This window comes from Dankookia sp. GCM10030260, from assembly GCF_042666655.1.
GTDB lineage: Bacteria > Pseudomonadota > Alphaproteobacteria > Acetobacterales > Acetobacteraceae > Paracraurococcus.
On record NZ_JBHTDE010000007.1, the window covers coordinates 38,427 to 64,660 of the forward strand.

General features: G+C 73.4%; 28 protein-coding genes and 1 pseudogene. 15 read left to right on the top strand and 14 right to left on the bottom strand.

What is annotated here, in order from left to right; all coding sequences use genetic code 11:
- Positions 1 to 154: 154 nt before the first annotated feature.
- The 4 genes from ACFQS7_RS20530 (at position 155) to ACFQS7_RS20545 (ending at position 2,446) form a co-directional block, all read left to right on the top strand.
- On the top strand, positions 155 to 355 hold the full coding sequence (locus ACFQS7_RS20530) for a hypothetical protein (RefSeq protein ID WP_380068998.1): 201 nt from the start codon (positions 155 to 157) through the stop codon (positions 353 to 355).
- Positions 356 to 687: 332 nt separating this feature from the next.
- Positions 688 to 1,320 (top strand): transposase, encoded by a 633-nt coding sequence (locus ACFQS7_RS20535; RefSeq protein ID WP_380068999.1) that lies wholly within the window; start codon positions 688 to 690, stop codon positions 1,318 to 1,320.
- A 215-nt stretch (positions 1,321 to 1,535) separates the two neighbouring features.
- Positions 1,536 to 1,952: a rhodanese-like domain-containing protein gene (locus ACFQS7_RS20540; protein ID WP_380069000.1), complete on the top strand. Its 417-nt coding sequence runs from the start codon at positions 1,536 to 1,538 to the stop codon at positions 1,950 to 1,952.
- Between the two features lie 20 nt (positions 1,953 to 1,972).
- On the top strand, positions 1,973 to 2,446 hold the full coding sequence (locus ACFQS7_RS20545) for a DUF3237 domain-containing protein (protein ID WP_380069001.1): 474 nt from the start codon (positions 1,973 to 1,975) through the stop codon (positions 2,444 to 2,446).
- Here ACFQS7_RS20545 and ACFQS7_RS20550 read toward each other — a convergent pair.
- Positions 2,431 to 3,336 (bottom strand): GGDEF domain-containing protein, encoded by a 906-nt coding sequence (locus tag ACFQS7_RS20550; RefSeq protein WP_380069184.1) that lies wholly within the window; start codon positions 3,334 to 3,336, stop codon positions 2,431 to 2,433. The two genes, ACFQS7_RS20545 and ACFQS7_RS20550, sit on opposite strands and share 16 nt — an antisense overlap.
- A gap of 267 nt (positions 3,337 to 3,603) precedes the next feature.
- Between ACFQS7_RS20550 and ACFQS7_RS20555 the strand changes: the two genes are divergently transcribed.
- From ACFQS7_RS20555 to ACFQS7_RS20565, 3 genes and pseudogenes are all read left to right on the top strand, one after another.
- On the top strand, positions 3,604 to 3,996 hold the full coding sequence (locus tag ACFQS7_RS20555) for a hypothetical protein (protein ID WP_380069002.1): 393 nt from the start codon (positions 3,604 to 3,606) through the stop codon (positions 3,994 to 3,996).
- Positions 3,997 to 4,004: 8 nt separating this feature from the next.
- Positions 4,005 to 4,412: pseudogene (locus ACFQS7_RS20560) on the top strand (substrate-binding domain-containing protein); the annotation flags it as partial.
- Between the two features lie 52 nt (positions 4,413 to 4,464).
- Positions 4,465 to 4,812, top strand: coding sequence for a hypothetical protein (locus ACFQS7_RS20565; protein WP_380069003.1), 348 nt, complete (start codon positions 4,465 to 4,467; stop codon positions 4,810 to 4,812).
- On the opposite strand, the gene ACFQS7_RS20570 is transcribed toward ACFQS7_RS20565, so the two are convergent.
- Both ACFQS7_RS20570 and ACFQS7_RS20575 read right to left on the bottom strand, forming a co-directional pair.
- A complete protein-coding gene (locus ACFQS7_RS20570) occupies positions 4,737 to 5,417 on the bottom strand; it encodes an amino acid ABC transporter permease (RefSeq protein ID WP_380069004.1) in 681 nt (226 codons plus the stop codon). The two genes, ACFQS7_RS20565 and ACFQS7_RS20570, sit on opposite strands and share 76 nt — an antisense overlap.
- 7 nt (positions 5,418 to 5,424) lie before the next feature.
- Positions 5,425 to 6,105: an amino acid ABC transporter permease gene (locus ACFQS7_RS20575; protein WP_380069005.1), complete on the bottom strand. Its 681-nt coding sequence runs from the start codon at positions 6,103 to 6,105 to the stop codon at positions 5,425 to 5,427.
- 95 nt (positions 6,106 to 6,200) lie between these two features.
- Between ACFQS7_RS20575 and ACFQS7_RS20580 the strand changes: the two genes are divergently transcribed.
- The gene (locus tag ACFQS7_RS20580) at positions 6,201 to 6,788 is read left to right on the top strand and encodes a hypothetical protein (protein WP_380069006.1); all 588 of its coding nucleotides are present in this window, start codon (positions 6,201 to 6,203) and stop codon (positions 6,786 to 6,788) included.
- Between the two features lie 8 nt (positions 6,789 to 6,796).
- Here ACFQS7_RS20580 and ACFQS7_RS20585 read toward each other — a convergent pair whose 3' ends face one another.
- Entirely contained in the window at positions 6,797 to 7,549 is a 753-nt protein-coding gene (locus tag ACFQS7_RS20585) for an amino acid ABC transporter ATP-binding protein (RefSeq protein WP_380069185.1), read from the bottom strand.
- 38 nt (positions 7,550 to 7,587) lie between these two features.
- Positions 7,588 to 8,454, bottom strand: a complete 867-nt coding sequence (locus ACFQS7_RS20590; protein ID WP_380069007.1) for a transporter substrate-binding domain-containing protein — start codon at positions 8,452 to 8,454, stop codon at positions 7,588 to 7,590.
- A 270-nt stretch (positions 8,455 to 8,724) separates the two neighbouring features.
- Between ACFQS7_RS20590 and ACFQS7_RS20595 the strand changes: the two genes are divergently transcribed.
- A complete protein-coding gene (locus tag ACFQS7_RS20595; protein ID WP_380069008.1) occupies positions 8,725 to 8,940 on the top strand; it encodes a hypothetical protein in 216 nt (71 codons plus the stop codon).
- Positions 8,941 to 8,987: 47 nt separating this feature from the next.
- Here the strand turns inward: ACFQS7_RS20595 and ACFQS7_RS20600 are convergent, their stop codons facing one another.
- Complete coding sequence (locus ACFQS7_RS20600) at positions 8,988 to 10,547, bottom strand: porin (protein WP_380069009.1); 1,560 nt, start codon at positions 10,545 to 10,547, stop codon at positions 8,988 to 8,990.
- Positions 10,548 to 10,842: 295 nt separating this feature from the next.
- Between ACFQS7_RS20600 and ACFQS7_RS20605 the strand changes: the two genes are divergently transcribed.
- Positions 10,843 to 11,745, top strand: a complete 903-nt coding sequence (locus ACFQS7_RS20605) for a hypothetical protein (RefSeq protein WP_380069010.1) — start codon at positions 10,843 to 10,845, stop codon at positions 11,743 to 11,745.
- A 54-nt stretch (positions 11,746 to 11,799) separates the two neighbouring features.
- Here the strand turns inward: ACFQS7_RS20605 and mtnA are convergent, their stop codons facing one another.
- Both mtnA and ACFQS7_RS20615 read right to left on the bottom strand, forming a co-directional pair.
- Positions 11,800 to 12,891, bottom strand: coding sequence for an S-methyl-5-thioribose-1-phosphate isomerase (gene mtnA, locus ACFQS7_RS20610; RefSeq protein WP_380069011.1), 1,092 nt, complete (start codon positions 12,889 to 12,891; stop codon positions 11,800 to 11,802).
- A gap of 156 nt (positions 12,892 to 13,047) precedes the next feature.
- Positions 13,048 to 13,689 carry a glutathione S-transferase family protein gene (locus tag ACFQS7_RS20615; protein ID WP_380069012.1) on the bottom strand — a complete coding sequence of 214 codons (642 nt, stop codon included), beginning with the start codon at positions 13,687 to 13,689 and terminating at the stop codon, positions 13,048 to 13,050.
- A gap of 131 nt (positions 13,690 to 13,820) precedes the next feature.
- Between ACFQS7_RS20615 and pal the strand changes: the two genes are divergently transcribed.
- On the top strand, positions 13,821 to 14,339 hold the full coding sequence (gene pal / locus ACFQS7_RS20620) for a peptidoglycan-associated lipoprotein Pal (RefSeq protein ID WP_380069013.1): 519 nt from the start codon (positions 13,821 to 13,823) through the stop codon (positions 14,337 to 14,339).
- A 129-nt stretch (positions 14,340 to 14,468) separates the two neighbouring features.
- Here pal and ACFQS7_RS20625 read toward each other — a convergent pair whose 3' ends face one another.
- From ACFQS7_RS20625 to ACFQS7_RS20635, 3 genes are all read right to left on the bottom strand, one after another.
- Positions 14,469 to 14,915 carry a type II toxin-antitoxin system VapC family toxin gene (locus ACFQS7_RS20625; RefSeq protein WP_380069014.1) on the bottom strand — a complete coding sequence of 149 codons (447 nt, stop codon included), beginning with the start codon at positions 14,913 to 14,915 and terminating at the stop codon, positions 14,469 to 14,471.
- Positions 14,916 to 15,205: 290 nt separating this feature from the next.
- Positions 15,206 to 15,718, bottom strand: a complete 513-nt coding sequence (locus ACFQS7_RS20630; RefSeq protein WP_380069015.1) for a UPF0262 family protein — start codon at positions 15,716 to 15,718, stop codon at positions 15,206 to 15,208.
- Complete coding sequence (locus ACFQS7_RS20635) at positions 15,711 to 16,199, bottom strand: DUF983 domain-containing protein (protein WP_380069016.1); 489 nt, start codon at positions 16,197 to 16,199, stop codon at positions 15,711 to 15,713. Before ACFQS7_RS20635 ends, ACFQS7_RS20630 begins: the two co-directional genes overlap by 8 nt.
- 228 nt (positions 16,200 to 16,427) lie before the next feature.
- Here ACFQS7_RS20635 and ACFQS7_RS20640 point away from each other — a divergent pair, with 228 nt between their 5' ends.
- On the top strand, positions 16,428 to 17,075 hold the full coding sequence (locus ACFQS7_RS20640; RefSeq protein WP_380069017.1) for an aspartate/glutamate racemase family protein: 648 nt from the start codon (positions 16,428 to 16,430) through the stop codon (positions 17,073 to 17,075).
- A 156-nt stretch (positions 17,076 to 17,231) separates the two neighbouring features.
- Entirely contained in the window at positions 17,232 to 20,093 is a 2,862-nt protein-coding gene (locus ACFQS7_RS20645) for a PAS-domain containing protein (protein WP_380069018.1), read from the top strand.
- A gap of 322 nt (positions 20,094 to 20,415) precedes the next feature.
- On the opposite strand, the gene ACFQS7_RS20650 is transcribed toward ACFQS7_RS20645, so the two are convergent.
- Positions 20,416 to 20,706, bottom strand: coding sequence for a hypothetical protein (locus ACFQS7_RS20650; protein ID WP_380069019.1), 291 nt, complete (start codon positions 20,704 to 20,706; stop codon positions 20,416 to 20,418).
- A 151-nt stretch (positions 20,707 to 20,857) separates the two neighbouring features.
- On the bottom strand, positions 20,858 to 21,748 hold the full coding sequence (locus ACFQS7_RS20655) for a calcium-binding protein (protein WP_380069020.1): 891 nt from the start codon (positions 21,746 to 21,748) through the stop codon (positions 20,858 to 20,860).
- 1,103 nt (positions 21,749 to 22,851) lie between these two features.
- Here ACFQS7_RS20655 and ACFQS7_RS20660 point away from each other — a divergent pair.
- Positions 22,852 to 23,826: a Bug family tripartite tricarboxylate transporter substrate binding protein gene (locus ACFQS7_RS20660; RefSeq protein ID WP_380069021.1), complete on the top strand. Its 975-nt coding sequence runs from the start codon at positions 22,852 to 22,854 to the stop codon at positions 23,824 to 23,826.
- A gap of 59 nt (positions 23,827 to 23,885) precedes the next feature.
- Here ACFQS7_RS20660 and ACFQS7_RS20665 read toward each other — a convergent pair whose 3' ends face one another.
- The gene (locus ACFQS7_RS20665) at positions 23,886 to 25,280 is read right to left on the bottom strand and encodes a carotenoid oxygenase family protein (RefSeq protein ID WP_380069022.1); all 1,395 of its coding nucleotides are present in this window, start codon (positions 25,278 to 25,280) and stop codon (positions 23,886 to 23,888) included.
- A gap of 65 nt (positions 25,281 to 25,345) precedes the next feature.
- Between ACFQS7_RS20665 and ACFQS7_RS20670 the strand changes: the two genes are divergently transcribed.
- Positions 25,346 to 26,233: a DUF1186 domain-containing protein gene (locus ACFQS7_RS20670; RefSeq protein ID WP_380069023.1), complete on the top strand. Its 888-nt coding sequence runs from the start codon at positions 25,346 to 25,348 to the stop codon at positions 26,231 to 26,233.
- Position 26,234: the final 1 nt, after the last annotated feature.

The following is a 26,234-nucleotide window of genomic DNA, read 5'->3' on the forward strand; positions in this document are numbered from 1 at the left end:
AGGGCCGAAGGGCCACCGGACGCCTGGTGCGGGGGGCGGCAAGGGGGCGCCGGCGGAACGGGCGGCACCGCCGCTGCCACCGCCCGCGGCGGTGCCGCGTTGTCGGCCGGCCGGGTGGCAGGCGCCCCTCGGCCAGGCAAGGATTCTTGACACCGTGGCTCTCTCCGAACTCGTGAATGCCGCCCTCGGTAAATCCGTCGCCCGGGTGGCCCGTGCCACCCGCAAGGCGCTGGAACGCCTGTCGCCCGAAGCGGAAGCCGCGGCGCCGAAGCCCGCGCCGCGGAAATCGAAGGGCTGGCGCCGGCACCTGCGGCAGGCGAAGGCCGGCGGGCGAGGCGCCGGGGCGCCGCGCTGACCACCGGCGCGGGCCGCGCGCCCGGCCTGGCCGCGATCCGCCACGGCCCGCTGGCGGCCCGCGTTGCAAGGGGGCGGCGCATGGCCTGCCCGTGGTGGCGCCCTGGGCACCGGTCGGCCGGACCGCCGAGGCGCCGCCACCGGGACGAGGCCTGCTGGCCACCGGCGACCCTCGGAGGCTCCCCAAGCCGCGAGGCCATCCCGGGATCGCTCGACCGGTTGCGGCAGCCGCCGCGGGAAGCGCGGCCCCCGGCAGGACAACGATCCGGCTTGCGAAAAGGAAAATAATCCTCTATCTTGCTCTGTCGTTCTGCTGGCAACGGAGTCCCGCCGATGTCCCCCGACGCAGCCCGCGCCCACCTCCGGGCGCAGTTCCCCTCCCACCGCCGCTATACCCCGAAGCGCGTCTGGGCACCGCTGACGGATGCCGAATGGGCCGAGATCCTGCCGCATCTCAAGGTGGTCGTGATGGCGGAGGGGCGGCCGCTGCGGGATGCCAGGCAGCGGATCGACGGCATGTTCCGCGTCGCCGTCTCCGGCCTGCCCTGGCGCTCCCTGCCGGCGGAGTATGGCAAGCCCGACACCGTCAGCCGGCATTTCCGCCGCCTGGCGCATATGGGGCTCTGGATGCGCCTGGTCGGCGCCTGTTCCGACCGCGAGGCCTCGCCGGCGCTGCGCGGGGTCGAGTACTTCATCTGCCGCGCCGCGCGCCGGGCGATGCGCATCCTCGGCATGGATGCCGCTGTCATGGCGGAGAAGGTCGGGTTGCTGACCGCGATGCCGGTGCTGCCGGTCTACCTCACCCGGCCGCATTTCTGCGAGCAGGTGCGCCGCTCGATGCTCGGGGTGATGCTGGCCCACCGCGCCTGCCCCCTGAAGCTGCCGGTCGCCGAGCTGCGCGGCTGGCTCCGCCTGCACCGCCACTTCGCCGGCAAGCCCTGGCACCGCCGCTGGGCTCCCCCGTGACCATGGAGTCCCAAGCGCCTTTCGGCCTTTGGCGGGCGGGTCCAGGGGGCGCGGCACTGCCGCGACCGGCGCCCTTCCCGGGTCTTGCCGCATGGGGATCCCCCTTTGTCCGAAAGCCGCATGTCCGCGGCTTCAAGAAACGTAAAACCCGCCCGGATGGACGCCCCGCGCCGGTCGTTCCATGCTCCCGCCCCCGCGCAGGAGCCCGCCCCGCCATGCCGTCCGTGCCCGACATCACCCCCGCCGAGACCTGGGAGGCGCTGCGCGCCGACCCGGATGCCGTGCTGATCGACGTCCGCACCGATGCCGAGTGGAATTTCGTCGGCCTGCCCGACCTGGCGGAGGTCGGGAAGCAGCCGGTGCTGATCCCCTGGCAGGTCTACCCCTCGATGCAGGTCAACGCCGCCTTCGGCGACCACCTGCGCCGCGCCGGGCTGACGCCGCGGAACCGTTTGTTCTTCATCTGCCGGTCCGGCGCCCGCAGCCTATCGGCCGGGATGGCGGCGCAGGCGGAGGGCTTCGGCCAGGCCTTCAACGTCGCCGACGGCTTCGAGGGACCGGTGGATGCCGAGGGGCATCGCGGCAAGGTCGCCGGCTGGAAGGCCGATGGTCTGCCCTGGCGGCAACGCTGAACCATCGAAGGGAGAGAGACATGGCCACCACCCCGCTGCCGCTGAACACCGAATTCCTGTTCCGCATGGTCCTGCACGCCGGCACGCCGCAGATGTCGGCGAGCTCCGGCGGCCAGGAGCTGCGGGTCATCCCGGTCACCGGCGGCAGCTTCGAGGGCCCCGTCCTGCGCGGCGAGCTGGTCCCCGGCACCACCGCCGACTGGCTAAGGCTGGAGGCGGACGGGACCGCGCACATGGATGTCCGCCTGGTGCTGCGGACCGACCGCGGCCAGCACGTCTTCATGCAGTACAGCGGCGTGCGGCACGGCCCGCCCGAGGTGCTGGCCCGGCTCGGCCGCGGCGAGGCGGCGGACCCGGCCGACTACTACTTCCGCATCGCCATCCGCTTCGAGACCTCCGACCCCGAGCTGGCCTGGCTGAACCGGGTGCTGGCGGTCGGCGTCGGCCAGCGCCCGCCGGCCGGCCCGACCTACGACGTCTACGTCGTGCGGTAGGCCGGCGCCCGCCAGTTGGGGTCGACCCAGGCGAGGCCCGGCACGATCAGCGGGTCCGGCTCGCCCAGGTCGACCACCACCCGGTCGCGGCCGCCGGCCTTGGCGCGGTACAACGCCCGGTCGGCATCGCGGATCGCCTGGGCCAGCGCGGCCTCCGCCCCGTCGCCGCCGATCGGGGCCACGCCGAAGCTGGCGGTGACCACGGCATCGCCGCCGGCCGGGTGCGGCACCTTGGCGCGCAGCGCGGCGCGCAGCCGCTCGGCCAGGCTGGCGGCCTCGGCCGGGGTGGTGAAGGGCAGGAGGACGGCGAATTCCTCGCCGCCCCAGCGCACCGGCAGGTCGCTGGCGCGCAGCACCCCGCGCAGCACCGCGGCGGCATGGCGCAGCACCTCGTCCCCCGCCGGGTGGCCGCAGGCGTCGTTGATCGCCTTGAAGCGGTCGAGGTCGAGCAGCAGCAGCGACACCGCCTGGCCCTGCCGCCGCGCCGCGGCCAGCGGGCCGATGACCTGGGCGAAGAAGCCGCGGCGGTTGGCCAGCCCGGTCAGCGGGTCGGTGGAGGCCAGGGTCCGCAGCGCCTCCTGCGCCGCGTTGCGCTCATCCAGCGTGCGCAGCAGCAGCAGGCAGAAGATCGGCGCCAGGCCGTCGAAGATCAGCCAGATCCAGCTGCCGGGGCCCACCGCGTCCTGCGGCCGGGCGATGGCATTGTCCCAGATGTCGTAGCCCGACATCGCCGCCGGCAGCGCCAGCAGCACGGTACCGCAGAGCGCAAGCCGCCGCGGCCGGGCCTCGAGCCGGCGGGAGAAGCGCGCGGTGGCCAGCGCGGCCATGAGCCAGAGCCCGACCAGCACCACCCGCATCGCGATGTACAGGAGCTCGCCGGAGCCGAGCATGCGTGTCAATCCGTGGATATGTTAAGGAAATGTGCATCCTTTGCTTTGGGAGCGCAATACTATGAGTATCATTCAACCCATCGGTGGCGACTTATCTAGGAAATGTGACGCATCCGCGGCCAGGCCGGGCGCCGCCGGTCGGCGCGCAGGCCCCGGCGAAGCCGCAGCGCACCGTGCCGCGCCCGCTCCGTCCGGTCCCGCCGATCCCCGGTTGCGCCGCCGCCGCGCGGCCTCCAGGCTTGGGCCCAGCGCAAAGGACCCCCTGCCATGCCCGAGGATTGGCACCACCAGCTCCGGCTCTATCTGCCCGAGGCGCTTGCCGAGGCGCCGGTGCCGCCGGCCCTCGCCGCCATCCTGGCGGCGCATGACGCCACCATGGTCAGCCAGCTCGCCGCCTTCGAGGCCTATCTGGCCACGGCCGCGCCGGACGACCCGCTCTATCGCTGGACCGCGGCCACGCTGGCCGACCCCGCCAGGCGCCGCAAGCACGCCCAGGCCTTCGCGCTGCGCATCGGCGGGCAGGAGGTCTATGCCGGGCCGGTGGCGGATGCCCTGGAAGCCGCCCTGCGGCCGCTGGTCGGCGGCGTCATCGCGCGGCTGTCGCGGCACGACACCAACCCGGCCAACAACCTGCCCATCCCGGCCGAATACCGCGCGTGACGCTGCGGGTGCTGGCCGCCATCCCGCCGCAGCCGGCGCTGGCCGCGCTGGCGGCGCCGCTGCGGGCGGCGACCGGGCTGGCGCTGGAGCTTTCCTGCGATCCCTCGCCCGTGGTGCAGGCGCGGAGCGAGGCCGGGGAGGCGGCCGACCCGGTGATCGTCCAGCCGGATCTCATGGCGGTGCTGGCGCGGCTGGGCAGGGTCGCGGCGGCCGAGGGGCCGCTGGTGGGCCGGGTCGGGGTGGGGCTCGGCAACCGGCCGGACGGGCCGGCGCGCGATGTCTCGACGCCCGCGGCGCTCCGGGCCGTGCGGCTCGGCGCCGGCAGCCTGGTGTGCGACGGCGCCGCCTCCGGCCAGGTCTTCGGCGCGGCGCCGGAACGCCTGGGCATCGCCGGGACGGTGCGGCCGCGCCTCGCCCGCGCCGCGCCGATGGCGATCCTCGCCCCGGTGCTGGCGGGCCGCGGGGACCATGACGCTGCTGGCGACGGCGCCCGGTATCCGCATGCCCGGCGCGCCGCAGCGCCCGCTGGTCCATACGGCGGTGCCGATGGCGGGCGCCGCGCCGCCGGATGCTGCGGCGCGCGCCATCCGCTGGCTGGTCTCGGCCGAGGGCCGCGCCCTGCTGGCCGCGCGCGGGGTGGAGGCGCCCAAGCCCCGCAACCGCCGCGCGGCCGATGCCAGGCCCACCGAAAGGAAGGGTGGGGTCCGGGGAGGGAACAGCTTTCCCTCCCCGGGCCTGCCTTACCGCCCGCCGGCGAGCTGGCGGTTCTCCAGCCGGCTCAACAGCCGCACCACCGGCCAGAGCAGCACGAAGTAGATCACCGCGGCGGCCATGATCGGCGTCGCGTTGTAGGTCACGCTCTGCGCCTGGCGGGCCTGGAACAGCAGTTCCGGCAGGGCGACGACGCTGGCGATGGAGGTCAGCTTCACCACTTCCAGCGTGTTGCTGATCAGGTCCGGCAGCACGTTCCTCACCGCCTGCGGCAGCACGACATAGGCCATGGTCTGCCAGCGGGTCAGGCCGGTGGAGCGCGCGGCCTCCTGCTGGCCGCGCGGCACGCTCTCGATCCCGGCCCGCAGGATCTCCCCGTAGTAGGCGCCGGTGTTGAGGAAGAAGCCGATGGCGACCGCGCCGATGGCCGAGACCTCGAAGCCGGCGAAGGGCAGGCCGGCATAGATGAAGATCAGCAGCACCAGGGGCGGCAGGGCGCGGAACAGGTCGACCCAGGCCATCAGCGGCCAGCGCACCAGCGGGTGGCGAACGGTCGACAGCAGCGCCAGGACGATGCCGCCGCCGAGGCCGAGCGGGATGACGATGGCCGAGAGCAGCAGCGTCATCCGGAAGCCCTGCCAGAGGATCGGCCAGGCCTGCTCGAGGATCTCGAGCGAGAAGAAGGCGAGCAGGAAGTCGTCGAAAGTCATGCCCGCGTCACCTCTTCCACGCGAAGCGCGTCTCGATCCAGCGGCCGAGGATGACCACCGGGACGAACAGCACGACGTAGGCCGCCGCACCCAGGGTCAGCGGCGTCGGGTTGAAGGAGAAGGACACCCCGGCCTGCGCCGCGCCGAGGATCTCGGACACCGCTACCACCGAGCCCAGCGCCGTCCCCTTGGTGATGGCGATGGTGCGGTTGGTCAGCGGCGGGATCACCATCCGCACCGCCTGCGGCAGCACCACCCAGCCGAGGGTCCGGAGGAACGACAGCCCGGTGGAGCGCGCCGCCTCCCACTGCCCCTTGGGCGTGGCGGTGATGCCGGCCCAGAAGATCTCCTCCGAGAACGCCATCAGCACCCAGGACAGCGACAGCCAGGTGGCGGCGAAGCCGGACAGCGACAGCCCCGCCGCCGGCAGGCCGAAATACAGCAGCGCGATGATCACCAGCGGCGGCAGCGCCCGAAACAGGTCGACCACGAAGATGATCAGCCAGTTCAGCGGCCGGATGCCGAGGGCGCGGATCACCGCCAGCACCAGCCCCGAGGCCAGGCCGGTGGCGATGACGCAGAGCGCCAGCACCACCGTCAGCACGAAGCCGTCGGCGATCTTCGGCAGGTAGTCCCAGGCAACCCGGGCGTTGAAGAAGGAGTTGAGGAAGCGGTCCCAGTTGCTCATGCCGCCTTCGCCCCCCCTTGGCTCGTTACGCCGTGCTTGCGGGCGGGTGGCCGCCGGGTGCAGATCGGGACCGACCGCCGAAGGATCGTCGCCCTATGCCGCCAGCCTCCCGTCCCGTCCTCGCCCTGCTCACCGTGCTGCTGGGCGCCGCCGCGCCGCCGCCGCCCGAGGCCGAGCGCGCCGTCCCCGGCGGCCGCGACGGCTACGTCGCCGATGGCGCCGGCGGCTGCTGGCTCTGGGTCGGCGGCCTGGGCGCGAACACGGAGGCCCTGACCGGCACCTGGACCGGCCCCTGCCCGAACGGCCCGGCGGAAGGCGAGGGCCGCGCCGTCACCACCTGGCGCGAGGCGGGGCGGGAGAAGCAGATGATCTACGAGGGCCCGCTCCGCCGCGGCAAGGCCGAGGGCGTCGGCCGCCTGTCGCACTACGACGGCGGCGAGCTGCGGGTGCAGGAGGAGGGCGAGTACCGGGACGACCGCTTCGTCGGCGGCCGCTTCTCGGTCCCCGCCGCCGACCTGGTCTATGAGGGCGGCTGGTTCCTCAGCGGCCCGCATGGCCAGGGGCGGCTCCGCATCGACGGCAAGGTCTTCGAGGGGAAGTGGGAGCTGGGGTGCCTGCGCGCCGGCAATACCTGGATCGCCTTCACCCGGGCGCCGCAAAGCTGCGACAGCCCGGCGACCTAACGCCCGCATCAGTGCCGCTCGATCTGGCCGATGAAGGCCCGCGTCCGTTCGTGCTGCGGGTTGCCGAAGATCTCGGCCGGCCTGCCCTGTTCCACGATCAGCCCGTCGGCCATGAACACCACCCGGTCGGCGGCCGCCCTGGCGAAGGTCATCTCGTGGCTGACCACCACCATGGTCATGCCTTCCTTGCGCAGCTCCCGCATCGCCTGCAGCACGCCGCCGACCAGTTCGGGGTCGAGCGCGCTGGTCGGCTCGTCGAACAGCATGACGCGGGGCTCGAGCGCGATGGCCCGGGCGATGGCGACGCGCTGCTGCTGGCCGCCCGATAGCTGGCCGGGGTAGTGGTCGGCCCGGTCGGCGAGGTCGACCCGCGCCAGGGCGGCCTGGGCCCGCTCGGCGGCTTCCGCCTTCGACTTGCCCTGCACCTTGCGCAAGGCGAGCGCCACGTTCCCCAGCGCCGTCATGTGCGGGTAGAGGTTGAAGGACTGGAAGACCATCCCGATCCGCTGCCGCGCGGCGTTGATGTCGGTCCGGCGGTCCAGCATGTCGATGCCGTCCACCGTGATGATGCCGGAGGTGGGTTCCTCCAGCCGGTTCAGGCAGCGCAGCAGGGTGGACTTGCCCGACCCGGACGGGCCGATGACGAAGACCAGCTCCCGTTCGGCCACAACCAGGTCCACCCCGCGCAGCACGTGGAGCTTGCCGAAATGCTTGTGGATGCCGCGCGCCTCGACGATCGGGCGGAGCGGCGGCCGGTTCAGGCCTTCGCGTCCTGCGACGCTCCGCTCATCGGATGCCGTCACGAGCAGGCGGCGGTGTTCGGCGTCTCGTCGTAGCCGGGCAGGCCGGGCGGGCCGAAACCGGGGAACACCACCCGCTCGGCATCGTCCGGCTTGGGCTCGGCGCCGAACCACTTCTTCGACAGGCCGGCGATGGTGCCGTCCTTCTTCAGGCACTCGATCACCTGCTCCAGCGCGTTGCGCGCCGCGGCGCTGTCCTGCCGGAAGGGCGTCGCCCAATGGAAGCGGGTACCGGGCAGCGCGAAGTCGGCGACGTATTGCGGCGTGCGGGTCGCCGAATACTTGATGACCGTGTTGCCCGACAGGTTGGCGAAGGCGCGGCCCTGGATGACCGCCTGCGCCGCATCCGCCTGGCTGTCGAAGGCGAGCAGCGTCAGGTTCAGCCGTTCGGCATTGCGGGTCACCCATTGCTCGTAGGGCGTGCCCTTGTTCACGCTGATCGCCTTGCCGCGCAGGTCCTCCTCCGACTTGATCGGCGGGGTGCCGCGCTTGATGCCGAATTGCAGCTCGGTCCAGAGATAGCCTTCGGTGAACAGCAGGTTCGCGGCGCGCTCCGGCGTCACCGTGGTCGGCGCGCAGAGGAAGTCGTAGCGCCCGGCATTCAGCGCCGGGATCAGGCCGGAGAAGCTGGCCGAGGTGATCTCGACCGGGCGGCCCATCTTCTTGCCGATCGCGTCGAACAGGTCGATCTGGAAGCCCTGCACGCCGCCGCCCATGGTGGGGAAGGCGTGCGGCGCGAAGGTGCCGTCGACGCCGCAGCGCAGCGGCGGCTGGCCGGACCCGGCGGCCCCCACGGTGACGGTCTGCGCCCCGGCCGAGGCGGCGAGGCCGGCGGACAGCGTGAGGGCGGCGAGCAGCAGGCGCATGGGGTCAAGGCTCCGGCGGTGGCGATTGGCGGCGGCAGCCTCCCGCATCCGATGCACGGGCGCAATCGGGCCGGGGGGCGGCTTCCGGCGTCCTGTCCCACGGATTGGCTGCGGGTTGGGCGGCGGCGGCGGCTGATGCCCAAGGGTTGCGCAACCCGGCACGGCTGCACGTGCCACAGAATCGCCCCACCGCCGGCCCCTTCGCGCCAAGCCGCCGGTGTTCAAGGGGTGGGCCGGACGCTTCGCCCGGGCTGCCAGAGGATACCCGCCATGCAACGCCTTGCCTGCGCGCTGATCGGGAGCGCCATGATACTGATCACCGCGCTCGTCGCGCTGCTGCTGAGCGACGCGCTGGCGCCGGGCCGGGTGCCGCCGATGCTGGCCTTCTGGGGCGCCTGCAGCGCCGGCGTGCTGCTGGTGGGCGGGCTGATGCTGCTGGAGCGGGGCGGGCCCGCCGCCCGGACACATGCTTCGCTGCCGGGCTGAGGCAGGCAGGGGCGGGACGGGAATGCCCATCCCGCCGCGGCCTTCCCTCAGAACGCCATCTGGCTGCGCAGCGCGAGGGTGTGGAAGCGCTGGCCGATCTGCTGGGTGCCGGCGGCATTCAGCCGGTCGACGTTGACGATGTCCCAGTTCAGCATGAAGCGCAGCAGGGTGTTCGGGTACCAGGACAGGCCCATCCCCACCACCTCCTGCCGGCCGCCATAGGTGCCGCCCGTGGCCGACTGCGCCCGGCCGCGCGTCACCTTGTCGTTCAGGTCGATGACGCTGTAGCGGGCCATCGCCTCCCAGGCGCCCCAGCCGCCGCCCGACAGGGTGAAGGGATTGGCCGGGCTGGGCCGGCCGAAGGCGGCCGAGGAGGTGCTGTAGCGCCGCGGCTCCCCGGTGATGACCCAGCTGCCCTCGACGTAGCCGCCCTCGAATTCCAGGTCCGGCCGCGGCGCCGCGCCGGCCTGCGCCTGGCTCACGCCGATCCGGGTGTACTCGCCCTGCAGCATGAAATTCCGCCAGCGCAGGCCGAACTCCGGCCCCCAGCTATGGGCGCTGTCGGCCGGCAGGGCGCCGGTGTCGATCAGCCGGGTCTGGTCGATGCGCCATTCCGGCCGGTCGCGCAGCTGCAGGGTCTGGCCGCTGGCATTCCGCCGCAGGTCGAAGGCGGCGGAGCCGGTGAAGCCCAGATGCACATCGGTGTCCGGGTCCGCATAGGGCCGCCCGGCGACCCGCAGCACGCCGCCGGTCTGCCCGGTGGTCGACTGCGTGCCGCTGTTGGTGCCGTAGCTGTCGCCGGTCAGGTAGCCGGCGGCGAACCAGCGCTCGGCCGCCCAGCGGCCGCCGGCCGAGGCGCGGCCGTCGCCGCCGGCGATGTTGCGGGCCACCTCGACGATGCTGGGCCGCTCGAGGAACAGGAAGTCGTTCGAGCTCATCGAATCGCCGAGCCCGTAATAGGGCTTGAAGTAGCCGAGCGTGAGCGTCAGCGGCTTGACCGGGCTCCAGTTGAAATTCGCCTCGTACAGCGAGGCCGTGCCGTCCGGGGAGCCGCCGAAATCCGGCGTCAGGTTCAGCTGGAAGTCGTCGTACTTCATGCTGAAGAACAGCCGGCCGCGGCGCAGGTTCTGGCCGAAGCTGTCGAGCGTCGCCGACCCCGCCGGCCGGTTGCCGCCCTGCAGCGCGCCGCCGACATCCCACTGCACCTGGGCGCCGAGCGCGGCCTGGAAGCGGCCGTCGCCGGAGGTGATGGTCGGCCGGGCATTGACGAAGGCGATCCGCACCTGGTCGGCCGGGGCGGCCGCGGTCAGCCGGGCCGGCGGCGGCGCGGTGTCGAGCCGGCGCTGGGTCGATTGCTGGGCCGCCTGGGCCTCGGCGCGCGCCTGGGTGGCCTCCTGCTTCGCCGCGCGGGTTTCGGCCTCCCGCGCCTGCATCTCGCGGCGCATCTTGCCCAGCTCGCCCTGCAGCGAGCGGATCTGCCGCTCGATCGCCTCCATCCGGGCGGCGTCCTGCGCCCGGGCCGGGGAGGCGCCGAGGGCGAGCAGGAGCCCCAGCCCTATCGTGCCGGCCGCGAGCCTGGCGTCGGCGGGAGGCGTGGTAACGGCCATCGGTTTCTTCTCCGCAGGTCTGCTGAGAAGCCTGTCTGCCCGCTCCCGGTTGCCGTGACCCGCCGCCCATCCGGTCGTTTCCGTGACCTTGCGGGGCCGGACCGCCGGAGGTCGAATGTCTTGTGTGCTCGACCGCACACTTCGCGCGTCACCTCCCGCGTCCGTGTCGCCGGCCTGTCCGGCACCGGCGGCAGGATGCCGCCGCCCGTCGGGACTTCCGGCCCTGGATGCCGGAGGCCCGGCACGGCGGGAAAGGACGACACCAGACATGCGAACATCGATTTCAGCGACCCTCTTGCCTTGGCCCGAACCCTCGCCCGGCCAGCTTTCCTACACCGAGTACGGCGACACGGACGGCGCCCTCGGCGGCCGGACGGTGGCGGCCGGCCAGACCCTGCCGGTCGGCTTCGGCGACTTCCTGCAGCAGAACCAGACCGGTCCGGCCTCGGTCCATCTGCGCGTCTTCGGCGATGCCGACGTGCTGCAGGGCCGGGCGGCCGGCGGCGACGACCTGATCGGCGGCAACGGCGGCACCACCCTGCTGTTCGGCGACGCCCGGCTGATGCAGGGCGGGTCGCGGGGCGGCGACGACATCCTCCGCGCCGGCGGCAACTTCAATTTCGTCTTCGGCGATGCCGGGTCGATGACCGGCGCCAGCCGCGGCGGCGACGACGACATCCTCGGCAGCAACGGCCTGGGCAGCCGCATAGGGGCGGCGAACGACCTGTTCGGCGATGCCTACGACCTCTCGGGCCATGCCCGGGGCGGCGACGACCGGGTCGCCGGCGGCGGCGCCTTCCCGGGTACCGTCAACCGGCTCTACGGCGACGGCCATTCGCTGTCGGGCCATGCGGCGGGGGGCGACGACCTGCTGCTCGGCGGCCGCAACGCGATCAACGACTTCTGGGGCGATGCCGCGGTGATCAAGGGCCCTGCCGTCACCACCGGCGCCGACACCTTCGTCATCCGGCCCGACAGCCTGGCCAATACCATCCACGACTTCGAGCCGGGCAAGGACCTGATCGACCTGCGGGCCTATGCCGCGGCCGGCATCCACGGCTTCGCGGACCTGGCGCCGCTGATCCAGGTGACCGAGGCCGGCAGCGTCGTCGTCTTCGGCAGCGCGGCGCCGGCCGGGAATACCCTGTCCGTGCTCGGCGATACGGCGCTCGGCGCGGGCGACTTCCTCTTCGCTTGATCCGGGCGGCCGGCGCGGCGCCACTGGCCCGCGCCGGCCGCCGTCGCCCGGGGCTCAGCCGGCTTCCGGGTACAGCCCGCGCAGCCCGGCGGCGGAGGCCTCGCAGCGCCCCCGCTCGGTGATCAGCCCGGTCACCAGCCTGGCCGGCGTCACGTCGAAGGCCGGGTTCGCGGCGGGGCTGCCTTCGGCCGCGACGCGGATCGTCTCCAGCCTTCCGTCCGCGGTGCGGCCGGTCAGGTCGGTGACCTCCGTCCCGGCGCGTTCCTCGATCGGGATCTCGGCGACGCCGTCGCCGACCCGCCAGTCGATCGTCGAATGCGGCGTCGCCACCCAGAAGGGGATGCCGTTGTCGCGCGCCGCCAGCGCCTTCAGGTAGGTGCCGATCTTGTTGGCGACGTCGCCCTGCCGCGTCACGCGGTCGGTGCCGACGATGCAGATGTCCACCTCGGCATGCTGCATCAGGTGGCCGCCGGCATTGTCGGCGATGACGGTGTGGCGGACCCCGTGCTTGCCCAGCTCGAAGGCGGTCAGCGCGGCACCCTGGTTGCGCGGCCGGGTCTCGTCCACCCAGACATGGACGGGGATGCCGGCGTCATGCGCCTGGTAGATCGGCGACAGCGCGGTGCCGTAATCCACCGTCGCCAGCCAGCCGGCATTGCAGTGGGTCAGCACGTTCACCACCTCGCCCGGCTTGCGGGCGTGGATCTCTTGCAGCAGCGGCAGGCCGTGCGCGCCGATCCGCCGGCAGGTCTCGGCATCGTCGTCGGCGATGGCCTGCGCCTCGGCATAGGCGGCGGCCACGCGGTCGGCTGCGGGCAGGTTGTGCAGCCGGGCGCGCATGCGGTCGAGCGCCCAGCGCAGGTTGATCGCCGTCGGCCGGGTCTCGCCCAGCATCGTCACCGCGCGGTCGAGCGCCGCGGTCGAGGCATCGGCCCGCAGGGCCAGCGCCACGCCATAGGCCGCGACCGCGCCGATCAGCGGCGCGCCGCGCACCTGCATCGAGCGGATGGCGTGCGCCACCTGGCCCGCATCGGTGAGGCGGAGGATGTCGAGCTGCCAGGGCAGCTTCGTCTGGTCGAGGATGCGGACGGACCAGCCATCCGCATCCACCCAGACGCTGCGATACGGGGTGCCGTCGATCTTCATGCCGGGTCAGATGCGACGGCGGCGGCGGAAAGGCAACACGGCAAGGCCGGGGAGGCGGTATCCTCCCGTCGGACGCAGCGCGTCCGACCCTCCTCCATCTTCGGGAGTCCGGCACGCGCCGCGCGGCGGGTGCCAGCCTTCCCTGCGCCTGGGCGCTCAGTCCAGCAGCAGCTTCATCCCCGGATCGCCCTTGGCCATCGCCCGCTGGTAGCCTTCCCGCGCCGCGACCCGCCGCAGATAGGCGCGGATGGCGGGGTAGGGGGCGTAGTCCACCGGCTGGAAGTAGCGCATGGTGGTCAGGGTGAAGACCGCCATGATGTCGGCCGCGCTGAACTCCGCCCCGGCCAGCCAGGGCACGGCGGCCAGCCGCGCCTCGACCAGCCCGAGCGCCCGGTCCAGCCGCCCCTGCATCGCCAGCCGCACCGGATCCTCCGCCGGCGGCTTGAGCCGGTTGAGGATCATCATCCGCCCGAAGGCCGGCTGCAGCGTCCCGTTGGTGAAATGGAACCAGTAGAGGTAGTCGGCGAAATTCGCGTCCTGCGGCGCGGGCGCCAGCCGGCCCTGGCCGTGCCTTGCCAGGATGTACTCCATGATCGCGGCGGATTCCGCCAGCACCATGCCGTCCTCGGTCAGCACCGGGGCGGCGCCGATCGGGTGCAGCGCCTTCAGTTCCGGCGGCGAGAGCATGGTCACCGCGTCCCGCACATAATGCTTCAGCGCGTAGTCGAGCCCGAGCTCCTCGCAGAGCCAGACGATGCGTTCGGACTGCGACTTGCCCAGATGGTGCACGCACAGCATGGCGTTCCTCCGTTGTCCCGGCTTCCGGCTTGCACCGCGGGGCTGCCCTGGCGCAAGCCATGGGTCCTGGGCGCCGCCGATTCGGGGCGCCCGATTGCAGCGGTCCACCCATACGGAAACGAGGGATTGCCATGAAGATCGCCCCTGCCGCGGCCCTGCTGCTCGGCCTGCTCGCCGCCGCCTGCTCGGACAAGGACGCCGCCACCACCGGCAATGCCGCGGCCGATCCGGGTGGCGCCGGGGGCTCCGCCCTGGGCGGCACCGCCGGCGGCCTGCGGACCGGCGCCGGCCAGCCCGGCAGCCAGGAGGACCTGGCCGCGACCGCCGGCGACCGGGTCTACTTCGTCACCGACAGCGCCGCCGTCGGCGCCGACCAGCGGCCGATCCTGCAACGCCAGGCGCAATGGCTGGCGCAGTACCGCCAGGTGCAGGCGGTGGTCGAAGGCCATGCCGACGAGCGCGGCACCCGCGAGTACAACCTGGCGCTCGGCCAGCGCCGGGCGAACGCGGCGCGCGACCTGCTGGTCGGCAACGGCGTGGCGGGCGCCCGGCTGCGGACGGTCAGCTACGGCAAGGAACGGCCGGAGGAGCTGGGCTCGACTGAATCTGCCTGGGCGCGCAACCGGCGGGCGGTGACGACGGTCCAGTAAGGCAGCAAGGCCGGGGGAGAAGCTGTTCTCCCCCGGACCGCCGCGCCTGGCTTTCCGGGTTGGCAGCTGCCGCGGGGCGCTAGGCTGGATGCGCTGAGGCGGAAGCGCCGAAAACGCTGGATCCCGCGATCAGGTGAAACCTGGTGCGTGCCGCGTGAGCGATGCCGGACGCAGCCTGCACCAGGCGGCGACCAGGCGCACCGGGCCCGGGCAGCGCGCGACGGTGCGGTCGGCGGTGAGCAGGATGGCGCCTTCGACACCGGCCTGGGCGACCAGGCTGCGGTCGAAGGGGTCGCGGTGGACCGGCGGCAGCCGGGCGACGGCGATGCCGCGCTCGGCGGTGACGGGAAGCTCGCGGTAGCCGCCGCGCAGCAGGCCGCTCCGCAGCCGGCGTGGATCGGTGCGGAAGCCGGGCCTCCCGGGTGCCGTCCTGATCGCCACCTCCCAGATCGAGGCGGCACTGAAAGCCAGGGCGTTGGTCGGGTCGGCGATCAGGGCGCGCGCATCCGCCGGCACGTATTCGGGACCCGCCGCGGCCCGGATCAGCCACCGTGTGTCCGGCAGGAGGAAGCTCACTCCTCCTCGCCGTGGAACATCCGCTCGATCCCGTCCTGCCCCATCATGTTGAAACGGTCGGGAATCCCGACCTCGCCGCGCATGAATCCCATGCGCCTGCCGGCGACGCCTTCGGAGGCGTCGCAGGGCACCACCTTCAGGCGATGATGAAGGGCTCGCCCCCGGCGGCCTCCTCGACCAGCCGCGACAGATGCGTCCTCGCCTCATGGATGCTGATGCTGCGCAGGGGACCACGCCGGACTAAGTCCGCTTCGTCTGGTCCGCCCCGGCCTTGGTTTCGAGCAATCCCGTCAGATCCGCTGGTGCAGCGCGCAGACCAGGGTGAAGAGCCGCCGCGCCGTCTCGAAGTCCAGCCCGATGCGGCCTTCCAGCCGGGCGGTCAGCAGCTCCGCCCCCTCGTTGTGCAGGCCGCGGCGGCCCATGTCGATCGCCTGGATCCGCGCCTCGTGGCCGCCCTCGGCCACCACCTGCTCGTGGCTCGCCACGATCATGTGGTAGTCCTTGATCAGCCGGCGGAACGGCCCGAGGGCGAGAGCCACCGCCCGCACCTGCCTGTCCAGCGCGTCGCGGATGTCGAAGACCAGCCTGCCGTCGCGGACACACAGGTGCAGCGCGAAGGGCCCGCCCGGCACCCCGGTCGGGTCGAACCGGTTCTCCCCCAGCAGGTCGGCCACCGCCTGGCGGCGGTCCGCCTCGGCATAGGCCGAGAGCAGTGCGGTCGCATCCGGCAGCACGATGTTCTCCAGCCGCCGCAGCGCCGGGTCCTCCGGCACCGTCACGGCCGCCCGCGCCCGGTCAGGCATGCGGGGCCCGCGCCACGGCCGGGACCCGCGCCGCGGCCTGCCGCTCGGCCTCCGCCTCCTGCTCCTGCGCGACGAATCCCAGCGTGCTCATCCACCCCACCACGGCGCCCTTGATGGGGCGCAGCAGCAGTGTGCAGATGATCGCGAACAGCGGCAACCAGACCACCATGTGCAGCCACATCGGCGGCTCGTAGGCCTTCTCCACCCAGAGCACGATGGGCACCAGGATGTGACCGGCCAGGAAGATGGTGAAGTAGGGCGGCGCATCGTCCGCCCGCAGCAGGCCGAGCGGCGCGTGGCAATGGCTGCATTCCCGCACCACGGTGAGGAAGCCGGCGAAGACGCGGCCCTCGCCGCAGAAGGGGCAGCGGTTGGCGAGGCCACGCCGGGCGGCGACCCAGAGCGGCGGCGTGGCCAGCTCCGGCCCGGCGGGGGTGCCGGCTGGCGGCGGCGGGGCGGCGCTCTCGGGGGTCCAGCGCATGGTTGTCGTTCTCCTGGCCGATGGCGCGGCCCTGTCCTGGCCGGAGGCACCGGCCCCGTTACGATGACGTCTCGCCGGCTGGCGCATGGTGCGACGCAATATCGGCCTGCGACCCCACCGGCTTCAAGCGCCGTGGTGCCGCCTGGCGTTCCCTGGCCGGGCTTGCCTGCAAGATGGCATCGGCCCGAGGACTTGCGCAGCCCTGGGCCGGAAGGCAAGCCTCGCCGCATGGGCAACCGCATCCTGGTCATCAACCCGAACGCATCCCTGGCCTGCACCCGGGGCATCGCCGCGGCGCTGGCACCGCTGCCCCTGCCGCCCGGCCTGGCGCTGGAGGTGACGCATTTGGCCGAAGGCCCGCCCGCCATCGCCAGCTGGGAGGACTGGCATGGCGTCGCCCAGCCGCTCTGCCGCATGGTCGAGCGCGAGCCGGCGGCGGCCTATGTCATCGCCTGCGTCTCCGATCCGGGGCTCGAGGCGGTGCGGGCCGTCACCACCCGTCCGGTGCTGGGGATGTTCCGCTGCGCCGTCGCCGCCGCCGTCACCCGGGCCGAGCGCTTCGGCATCATCGGCTTCGTCGCCGCCAGCCAGGCCCGGCAGCGCCGCGCCCTGCAGGCCATGGGGCTGGAGGCCCGGCTGGCGGCCTGGGCCCCGCTCGACCTGGGAATGGAGGTGCTCTGCGACCCCGAGGCGCCGCGGGACCGCATCGCCGCCACCGCCCGCGGCCTCGCCGCCGGGGGAGCGGAGGCGATCATCCTCGGCTGCACCGGCCTGGCCGGCCATGCCGCGCTGGTGGCCGATGCCTCCGGCCTGCCGGTGATCGAGCCCTGCGAGGCCGCCGGCGCCATGGCGCTGCTTGCCGCCCTGCGGCCCTGACCGTTCCGGTGTGGGTAGCGTGACCGCGGCGTCCCACACCTGCAGGTTGCGCTCCGCCGCCCGCCTTGCTTTTTTGCGCCCCATGCCGACCCGCCATGCTCAGCGGAGCCATCCCGGCCCGCCGCGCCGACGTGGCCCGGCCATGCCGCTGCCGGCATGGTGAGCGCCGCGCCGGGCGGGCGCCGGGGGCTGTCCGCCAGCGCGATCGGCGTCGCCGCGGCGGTGGTGCTGCTGGCCTGGGGGGCGATCGCCCTGTCCATCCGCGGCGAGTACCGGCGGGCGAGCGACGGCGCCTTCCGCGACACCGCCAACATGGTCCGCACCGTCGAGGCGCAGATCGCCGGCCGGTTCGAGGCGATCGACGCCCGGCTGCGCTTCGCCCAGGCGCTGCATGAGCGCGACCCGGACGGCTTCCGCTTCGGCGCCTGGAGCGGCATCGACCCCGCCGGCGACATTCCCGCCGGCTTCGTCGTCGGCCTCGACGGCGTCGCCCGGATCGGCGCCAAGGGGCCGGTGGATGACGGCATCGACCGCTCCGGGCGCGACTACATGCGGGCGCACCTGGGTGCGCCGGGGGAGGACCGGCTGCATATCAGCGCGCCGATCCGGGCGCGCAGCGTCGACCGCAGCCTGCTGGTCTTCTCCCGCCCGCTGCGGCGCGACGGCGTGCTGGTCGGCGTGGTACTGCTGGGGGTGGATGCCTGGAGCTTCTCGCGGCTCTACCTCAGCCTCGACATCGGCCAGGGCGTCATCTCGCTGGTCGGCTTCGACGGCATCGTCCGCGCCTGGGTGCCGAACCCGGAGGAGGTGGTCGGCCGGCAATTGCCGCAGCCGCAGGCGGCCTCCATCCTTGCCGGGACGCCGCAGCTCTCGCAGCGGATGGCGAGCGTGGTGGACGGCGTCGACCGCTTCACCACGCTGCGCCGGGTCGCCGGGCAGGACATGCTGGTCGCGGTCGGCCTGCCGGCCGAGGCGGTGCTGGCCCCGGTCTGGGCCGGCGCCTGGCGCCAGGCGGTGTTCGGCGGCGCGCTGAGCCTGCTGGTCGGCGCCGTCTCCGCCATGCTGGCGCAGAAGCGCCGCGCCGCCGGCCAGGCGCGGGCGGTGCTGGAGGCGGCGGTCGGCCATATCGGCCAGGGCATCCTGATGGTCGACCCCGCCGGCCGCGTCGCGCTGGTGAATGCCAGGGCGATCGAATTGCTCGGCCTGCCGGCGGGGCTCGCGGTGCCGGGGCGGCCGCTGCGCGACATCATCGCCTGGCAGGCGGCGGCCGGCGAGTTCGGCGACGCGCCGCCGCCCGAGACCCGCTACGGCAGCCTTTCGGCCGCGCCCGGCGCGCCGCCCGACCTCCATGAACGGGTGCGGCCGAACGGGACGGTGCTGGAGATCCGCACGGAACATTTGGCGGATGGCAGCCATGTCCGCACCTATACCGACCTGACCGCGCCGCGCCGGGCGGCCGAGAGCATCGCCGAGGCGCGCGACCGGGCGGTGGCGGCGGAAGCCGCGCTCGCCGCGACGATCGAGAACGTGCCGCATGGCGTGCTGATGGTGGATGCCGACAACCGCGTGGTGGTGCTGACCCGCCGGGCGCTGGAGATGCTGGAACTGCCGGAGGAGCTGGGCCGGCCCGGCACCGACGTGCGGGCGCTGTTCCACGCCCAGGTGGCCCGCGGCGACCTGGCCCAGGTCCCGGATATCGGCGACGGCACCCGCATGGCCCTGGCCGAACGCCCGGCGGTGATCCCGACCTACGAGCGCGCGCTGCGCAACGGCCGGGTGATCGAGGTGCGCAGCACGGTGCTGGCGGATGGCAGGGCGGTGCGGACCTACACCGACGTGACCGAACGCCGCGCCGCGGCCCAGGCGCAGGAGACGGCGCGGTTGGCGGCCGAGCAGAATGCCCGCGCGCGCACCGAATTCCTCGCCATGGTGAGCCACGAGCTGCGCACCCCGCTGAACGCGGTGATCGGCCTCTCGGGCCTGCTGCTGGACCAGGGACTGCCGGAGGCGCAGGCGCAGCACCTGCGGCTGATCCGCGAGGCGGGCGACCATCTGCTGGCGCTGGTCAACGACATCCTCGACGTCACGCGGCTGGAGCGCGGCCACCTGCCGCTGCAGGAGGCACCCTTCGACCCGCGCCAGACCTTCGGCGCGGCGGTGCAGCTGATGCGGCGCCAGGCCGAGGAGAAGGGCCTGACGCTCGCCTTCGCGGTGGCCGAGGCGGTGCCGGCGCGGCTGGTCGGCGATGCCGCGCGGCTGCGCCAGGTGCTGCTGAACCTGCTGGGCAACGCGGTGAAGTTCACCGATGCCGGCGGCATCGAGGTGACGCTGACGCTGCTGCCCGAGACGCAGGAAGGCATGGTGCGGCTGGGGCTGGCGGTGGCCGATAGCGGCATCGGCATCGCGCCGGAGGCGCAGGCGCGGCTGTTCGATGTCTTCGTGCAGGGCGACAGCGGCGCCGCGCGGCGCTTCGCCGGCGCGGGGCTGGGCCTGGCGATCTGCCGCATGCTGCTGGACCGGATGGGCGGCAGCATCGCGGTGGAGAGCGCGGCCGGCGCCGGCAGCACCTTCCGCTGCACGCTGCCGCTGCGCCGCGCCGCGCCGGCGGAGGCGGCCGCGGCGGGCAGGCCGCTGCGCGTGCTGGTGGCCGAGGACATCGCCGCCAACCGGCTGTTGATCACCCACAACCTCAAGCGGCTCGGCCATGCGGTGGAGGCGGCGGCGAACGGGGCGGAGGCGGTGGCGGCGGTCAAGGCGTCCGCCGACGCGCCCTTCGACCTGGTGGTGATGGACGTGATGATGCCGGTGATGGACGGGCTGGCGGCGACGCGGGCGATCCGCGCCCTGCCAGGCCCGGCCGGCCGCATCCCGGTGATCGCGCTGACCGCGCATGGCTCGCCGGAGGCGGCGGCGGAGTGCTACGCCGCCGGGATCGACCGGTTCGAGACCAAGCCGATCGGCCCCGACGCGCTGCGCGCGGCGATCGCCGCGGTGCTGGAGGCGCGTGGCGCGGGCTAGAGCAGGATCGCCCTGACGGGAACCGCCGCGCGGTTCCCGTCAGGGCGATAGATTCCCTTGGAAAAGCCACGCCGGAGGGCGTCAGCACCGGGTCGCGTGAATGCGCTCCGGGAACGCAGGGCGGCCGCGGTGCCGCGTTCGCTTGCGAACACAAGCCGCTGGAGCCGGGGCAGGGCCGGGGGCCGAACGACATGCCCGCCCCCGGCATCGGTCGCCCCTCGGCCTGGCTTCTCCCGGATCGGGACCCGCCACACGGCGGGTCGCGCCGCGAGCAAGCCGATGCGGGGCCCGGAGGCGAAGGCTTCCTCCCCGGCCCGGCTTCCTATCGCTGCGGATTGCTGCCCCCGCCGGTCGCGGCCCGCTCGCCGCCGGTGATCGGGGCGGCGGTGCCCTCCGGCCGGCCGACACTGGGCGCGATCGAGCGGCGGTCGGCGTCGATCGCCCGGGTGGCCGGGTTGGGGCTGGGCGGCCGCGGCGCCTCCGGCCCGGCGGCCTCGGCCGCGCGGTCCTCGCGGATCCCCTGCTGCAATTCGCGGGAGGCTTGTTCGGCCGGGGTTTCGGCATGGGCCGGCGGCAGGGCGGCCAGCGTGGCGAGGAAGATGCGGCGGCGCATGGTCGGGTGGTCTCCCGGCGCCGGCGGATGGCGCCCGGCAGGCGGAGCGCGCCGGCAGGCCCGGGGTTGCCCCCGGGACCGCCGGCGCGCGCCTTATGCTGCGCGGGTGTTGCGCAGGGCGGCCGGGCGCGGCGCGCCCGGCGGCGGGCCGTCAGACGATCTTCACCCACGAGGTCAGGTGCGACAGGAAGTCGTCCTTGCCGACGCCCTCCAGCCGGATGCTGTCGTCGCCGATCTTGATCGTGGTGTGGCTGGCGTCGCCGGAGACATACTGCGCCACGTCCCGGGCATTGCTGATGCCCGAATCGTTGATGTTGGCGGTCAGCCAGATCTGGTCCGCCTTGGTGAAATCGGCGATGACGTCATCGCCGAAGCCGCTGTCGAACAGGAAGGTGTCGCTGCCGTTGCCGCCGGCCATCCGGTCGCCACCGTCGCCGCCGATCAGCGTGTCGGCGCCGGTCTGGCCGAGCAGCAGGTCGTCGCCGATGCCGCCCGCCAGCCAGTCGTCGCCGGTGCCGCCATCCATCCGGTCGTCGCCGGCGCCGCCGTCGAGGATGTCGTCGCCGGCGTCGCCGAAGAGCGTGTCGTTGCCGGCATCGCCGCTGAGCGAATCGTTGCCCGCGCCGCCGCGCACCACGTCGTCGCCGGCGCCAGCGAAGATGGTGTCGTCGCCCTTGTCGCCGGAGATGACGTCATCGCCGGCGCCGCCGACCATCCAGTCGTTGCCGTCGCCGCCCGAGAGGGTGTCGTCGCCCTGGTCGCCGTTGATCGTGTCGTCGCCCTTGTCGCCGGCGACGCTGTCCGAACCCTGCCCGCCCGAGAGCCAGTCGTTGCCGCTGCCGCCGCTGATCACGTCGTCGCCGATGTAGCCGTTGACGGTGTCGGTGCCGCCGCCGCCGGCGAGCGTGTCATCGGCGTAGCCGCCGAAGATGTAGTCGTTGCCCGAACCCGAGACGACCGAGAGGTCGAACAGGTTGAGATGGCCGTCGATGATGTTCGAGCCGGTGTGGTCCGACAGGTCCAGCGCGATGCCGGCCGACACGACCTGATAATAGGCGCTGAGATTGTTCGGTATGTCATCGAGACCGACGATCGGTCCGGACCCGATGACCGATGCGAAATCACCCATCTATGGTAGCCCCCGCCAGGAGTGCTCGCAGGAAGCGCGAGCGAGTGCCCCTTCTCACAACCGTCTGCTGACCGAATCTTAATGGTGCAGCGCGGAAGCACGCTTTTCGACGCGCGCCGCAACGGATTGGCGGCCACAATCATGAATTGATGATTATCCATAAATAATGCCGCCATGGTGCTGCCATGCCTTGCCCCATCCGGAACAAGCCATTGTAATGTAATGGCTTCTGTCACCATGCGCACTGTGCCCGGCCGCGGGCGGGAAGACGGCCCCGGGGCCGCGACACGGGTCTCGCGAGGCCAGGGGCGACGGCAGATGCCCCTCCCGAGAATACACGTCATGGTTGCAGATACCGACGCCTCCGCCGGATCCGGCCCTCGGCATCGGATGGCGGGAGGGGGGGGATGGCGCCGGTCCGCACCGAGGGCGGCACGGCCACCGGTGCCCTCCGGCGGATTGCCGGGGCAGGGCTGCCCGCCGCCGGCGTCGATTTCCCGCGCACCGCGCCGTTGAACGCCGGGCGAGCGGCGCGCCTGGTGCCGCTGCGGGCAGGGTGCCGGAGCGCGGCAAGCCCCGGGCACCCCGGCGGCGCTGGCCGGTTCGGGCCGCCATCCCCCCGCCCGCCTGCGCAGCGTCCCGCCGCGGCCATTTCCCTGGACTTTCCGCCCCGCAGTATGTAGGAATATTATCCAGCGCTCTTTGAAACCCGCATCCGCCCCCTCATCCCCCGCCAGCCGGGCCCGCCGCGGCATGCCGCCGCCTGCGGCTTCGTCCGAAAGCCGCAGGCCGCCCCATCCCGGGGCCCGAGCCACCCCGGGGCTTTGTCCGAAACCGCGCGTCCCACCCCGCGTAAAACCGCTTCAAGGCCGGAATTCCAAAACCCCGGCGCCCCGAATCCCAAGCTTCCGCCCGGCTTTCCCGGCATCCGGCCCGATCCGGCCTCAAACCAAATGCCCCGGCCGAGTTCGCCCCGGCTTGCCCGGCCCCCCGCCGCCGGGCATCAAGGCGGCACCATGACCCACCCCACCCGCCGCGCGGTCCTCGCGCTCGCCGCCGCTCCGCTCGCCGCCCCCGCCATTGCGCAAGGCGACTTCCCCAACCGCCCGCTGAAGATGGTCATCCCCTTCCCGCCGGGCGGCGGCAGCGACATCCTCGGCCGCCTGCTCGCCCAGCGGATCGGCGAGGCGCTGGGCCAGCCGATGATCCCGGAGAACCGCTCCGGCGCCGGCGGCAACATCGGCACCGACGCGGTCGCGAAGTCGCCGGCGGACGGCTATACGCTGGTCACCGTCTTCAACACCGTCGTGGTCAACCAATTCGTCTATGCCAAGCTGCCCTTCGACCTGACCAGGGACCTGGTGCCGGTCGCCAAGGTCGCCCTGGCGCCGACGCTGATCTGCGGCGGCCCCAAGCTGCAGGCGAAAGACCTGCGCGAGGTCGTCGAGATCACCCGGCGCGAGCCCGGCCGGCTCAACCACGGCACCCCCGGCCTCGGCACCATCACCCATGTCAGCGCCGAGCTGATGGATTCGATGTCCGGCGGCCGGCTGACCCATGTGCACTACCGCGGCACCGGCCCGGCGGTGACCGCCTGCGTCTCGGGCGAGGTCGAGCTGGTCTCCGCCCCGCTGTCGGCGGTGGACGGGCTGATCAAGGGCGGCCAGCTCCGTGCCTTGGGCAACGTCGCCGGCCAGGACAGCCCGCTGATGCCCGGCATCCCCACGGTTGCCGCCGCCGCCGGCCTGCCCGGCTATGCGGTGGACAATTGGGGCGCCGTGCTCGCCCCGGCCGGCCTGCCGGAGCCGATCCGCGCCAGGCTCGAAGCCGCCTGCCGCCAGGCGGTGGACACGCCCGAGGGCCGCGCCGCCCTCGCCGCGCGCGGCATCGAGGCCAGCTTCGCCGACGGCGCCGCCGTCACCCGCATCATCGCCGAGGACAGCGCCCGCTGGGAGCCGGTGATCCGCCGCGCGAACATCCGGGTCGAATAGCCGCGGCCCGGCGGCGCCTCGTGTCCGGCGTATAATTCAGGTTTTTCGCTGGGTCCGGCTCAGCCGGTCACACCCTGGGCCGGCTCCGCCACCCAGGTGCCGTGGAAGCCGTGCGGCACGCGGCCGGGCAGGGCGACCGTGGCGACGGGCCCGGCCGCCACGTCGGCCGCGTCCAGCACCAGCAACTCGCTCCGCGCCTCGGCCGCGCGCCAGGCGATGGTCAGCAGCCAGCCATCGCCCTCCGTCGTGCCGCGCGGGGCGAAGACTGCCTCGGACAGCGCATCGCCCGCCGGCACGGTGAAATGCCGCCGCGCGCCGGTCCCCAGGTCGCACCAGGCGAGCGTGTCGAGACCCTCGCCGCGCGACTGGCCCATATAGGTGCCGAACCGGTTGGGCAGCCCGGCATGGCGGTCGTCGATGCGGGGGAACTCGCCGGGCAGGTCGTCCAGCCGCGCGCGGCGGAAGGCATCGGTGCCCGCCGCCGGGTCCAGGGTCCAGCGGGTGAGATAGGCCCGCGTCGCCGCCGGCGGGCTGGCGCTGCCATCCGCCCGCGGGAACAGCGGCGGGGCGGCGAATTCCATCACGTCCGCCAGCACCCGGCCGGACGCGTCCTCCCAGGCGTTCAGCACGTGGAAGGCGTAGCAGGCCTCGGCCCGGAACCAGCGGAGGGAGGCGATGCCGGCATCCCGCCGCAGCAGGCCGATATGGCCGCCGAGCTCGGGTTCCCAGGCGAAGGCCGGGCCGCCTTGCATGGCGCGCGGCAGGCTGCCGGTGAGCGGCATCAGCGGGAACAGCACGTGGTGCGCCGTCACCGCGACATCGTGCACCATGGCGCAGAAGGGAACCGGGAAGCGCTCGTACCGGGTGACCGCACCGGCCGGGGACAGCGTGCCCCAGGCCATCCCGGCGCTCAGCGGCCCGGCGACGGAATAGCCGAAGAAGACCAGTTCGCCGGTCACCGGATCGGCCTTCGGATGCGCGGTGAAGGGGCGGGGCAGGCCGCCGAAATCCTCGACGCCGCGGGTCTCCAGGGTGGCGGGGTCGAGCGCCCAGGGCAGGTGCGCCTCCTCCAGCGCCAGCAGCTTCCCGGCATGCCAGGCGAGGCTGGTATTGGCCACGCCGGTATCGGCGATGCCGCTGTCCCGCGCGCCGCCGAAGCCGGTCGCCAGCGCCCGGCCGGCGGCGCGTTCGGCCAGGAACTTGTCGGTGCGGACCCAGCGGTTGCGCCAGGCGGCCCGGCCGTCGCCCAGGGTGAAGCCATGCACCATGCCGTCGCCGAGGAACCAGTGGTGCCGCGCCGGGTCGGGCAGGAATTGCGGGTTCGGCCCGTTGCGGAACAGGGTGCCGCGCAGGCCGCGCGGGATCTCGCCGCGGACGGGCAGGTCGGCGACATCGTGCTCGGCGTCGATCGGGGCGTAGTTGCCGCTGCTGAAGAAAGGCGCCGCGTCGTCCATGCGTGCTGCTCCGCAAACCGGGGTTCCTGCGCTACATCGGGCGCTCTGGCGAAAAGGACAGGGCCATGGACGACATCCTCCACGCCTTCGCCACCGCTGGCGACGGCTTTCCGCGCGCCGCCATGGAACGGGCCCTGGCCCGCTGGGACGCCGAGGCGCCGCGGCTGCTGACGGCGCTGGCCGACTATGCCGAGGGGCGCGACCGCGGCGAAGCCACGACCGCGATCGCCCTCTACGCCGTCTACCTCGTGGCGCAGACGCGGGAGCGGCGGGCCTTCCCGCTGCTCTGCCGCCTGGCGCGGGACAGCGAGGCGCTGGATGCCGCCATCGGCGACGGGGCGATCGAGGACCTGCCCGGCATCCTGGCGGCGACCTTCGACGGCGACCTCGACCCGCTGCGGGCGCTGATCCTCGACGCCGGGGCGGGCGAGATGGTGCGGCATGCGGCGCTCGAGGCGCTGACGCTGCTGTTCGCCACCCGCGTCCTGCCGATGGCCCAGGCCGAGCCCTGCCTGCGCGACCTGCACGACCGGCTGCTGCGGCAGGAGACGCTGGACGAATGGGTCTGGGTCGGCTGGCAGCAGGCGGTGTCGATGCTGGGCCTGGCCGGGCTGCGGGCGCAGGCGCAGGCGCTGTTCCGCGGCGGCAGGATCGGCGCGTCCATCATGTCGGCCAAGGATTTCGAGGCCGACCTGAAGGACGGCACGACGCCCGGCGTCGACCGGCTGGAGCTGCTGGAGGAGCAGGGCGTCGCGCCGCTCGGCGACGTGGTGGCGATGTTCGCCGAGTGGCACCGCATCCGCACGGCGGAGGCGGCGAAGCAGGCGGCGCGCGCCGCGCGGCCGGCCGTGGCGCCGACGACCGCGGTCAACCCGCACCGCGATGTCGGGCGCAACGACCTTTGCCCCTGCGGCAGCGGGAAGAAGTTCAAGAAATGCTGCCTGGCGGCCTGAG

What these genes read in the sequence shown, in the direction of transcription:
- ACFQS7_RS20635 (WP_380069016.1), bottom strand. Translation starts at nt 16,199, where the DNA reads ATGCGCTGGACCCCCGAGAGCGCCGCCCCGCCGCCGCCAGCCGGCACC.
- mtnA (WP_380069011.1), bottom strand. Translation starts at nt 12,891, where the DNA reads ATGAAGATCGACGGCACCCCGTATCGCAGCGTCTGGGTGGATGCGGAT.
- ACFQS7_RS20640 (WP_380069017.1), top strand. Translation starts at nt 16,428, where the DNA reads ATGGGCAACCGCATCCTGGTCATCAACCCGAACGCATCCCTGGCCTGC.
- ACFQS7_RS20545 (WP_380069001.1), top strand. Translation starts at nt 1,973, where the DNA reads ATGGCCACCACCCCGCTGCCGCTGAACACCGAATTCCTGTTCCGCATG.
- ACFQS7_RS20590 (WP_380069007.1), bottom strand. Translation starts at nt 8,454, where the DNA reads ATGCGCCTGCTGCTCGCCGCCCTCACGCTGTCCGCCGGCCTCGCCGCC.
- ACFQS7_RS20580 (WP_380069006.1), top strand. Translation starts at nt 6,201, where the DNA reads ATGCCGCCAGCCTCCCGTCCCGTCCTCGCCCTGCTCACCGTGCTGCTG.
- ACFQS7_RS20565 (WP_380069003.1), top strand. Translation starts at nt 4,465, where the DNA reads ATGACGCTGCTGGCGACGGCGCCCGGTATCCGCATGCCCGGCGCGCCG.
- ACFQS7_RS20660 (WP_380069021.1), top strand. Translation starts at nt 22,852, where the DNA reads ATGACCCACCCCACCCGCCGCGCGGTCCTCGCGCTCGCCGCCGCTCCG.
- ACFQS7_RS20555 (WP_380069002.1), top strand. Translation starts at nt 3,604, where the DNA reads ATGCCCGAGGATTGGCACCACCAGCTCCGGCTCTATCTGCCCGAGGCG.
- ACFQS7_RS20630 (WP_380069015.1), bottom strand. Translation starts at nt 15,718, where the DNA reads ATGCCTGACCGGGCGCGGGCGGCCGTGACGGTGCCGGAGGACCCGGCG.
- ACFQS7_RS20575 (WP_380069005.1), bottom strand. Translation starts at nt 6,105, where the DNA reads ATGAGCAACTGGGACCGCTTCCTCAACTCCTTCTTCAACGCCCGGGTT.
- ACFQS7_RS20670 (WP_380069023.1), top strand. Translation starts at nt 25,346, where the DNA reads ATGGACGACATCCTCCACGCCTTCGCCACCGCTGGCGACGGCTTTCCG.
- ACFQS7_RS20570 (WP_380069004.1), bottom strand. Translation starts at nt 5,417, where the DNA reads ATGACTTTCGACGACTTCCTGCTCGCCTTCTTCTCGCTCGAGATCCTC.
- ACFQS7_RS20615 (WP_380069012.1), bottom strand. Translation starts at nt 13,689, where the DNA reads ATGCTGTGCGTGCACCATCTGGGCAAGTCGCAGTCCGAACGCATCGTC.
- ACFQS7_RS20650 (WP_380069019.1), bottom strand. Translation starts at nt 20,706, where the DNA reads ATGCGCCGCCGCATCTTCCTCGCCACGCTGGCCGCCCTGCCGCCGGCC.
- ACFQS7_RS20550 (WP_380069184.1), bottom strand. Translation starts at nt 3,336, where the DNA reads ATGCTCGGCTCCGGCGAGCTCCTGTACATCGCGATGCGGGTGGTGCTG.
- ACFQS7_RS20540 (WP_380069000.1), top strand. Translation starts at nt 1,536, where the DNA reads ATGCCGTCCGTGCCCGACATCACCCCCGCCGAGACCTGGGAGGCGCTG.
- pal (WP_380069013.1), top strand. Translation starts at nt 13,821, where the DNA reads ATGAAGATCGCCCCTGCCGCGGCCCTGCTGCTCGGCCTGCTCGCCGCC.
- ACFQS7_RS20595 (WP_380069008.1), top strand. Translation starts at nt 8,725, where the DNA reads ATGCAACGCCTTGCCTGCGCGCTGATCGGGAGCGCCATGATACTGATC.
- ACFQS7_RS20645 (WP_380069018.1), top strand. Translation starts at nt 17,232, where the DNA reads ATGGTGAGCGCCGCGCCGGGCGGGCGCCGGGGGCTGTCCGCCAGCGCG.
- ACFQS7_RS20665 (WP_380069022.1), bottom strand. Translation starts at nt 25,280, where the DNA reads ATGGACGACGCGGCGCCTTTCTTCAGCAGCGGCAACTACGCCCCGATC.
- ACFQS7_RS20535 (WP_380068999.1), top strand. Translation starts at nt 688, where the DNA reads ATGTCCCCCGACGCAGCCCGCGCCCACCTCCGGGCGCAGTTCCCCTCC.
- ACFQS7_RS20600 (WP_380069009.1), bottom strand. Translation starts at nt 10,547, where the DNA reads ATGGCCGTTACCACGCCTCCCGCCGACGCCAGGCTCGCGGCCGGCACG.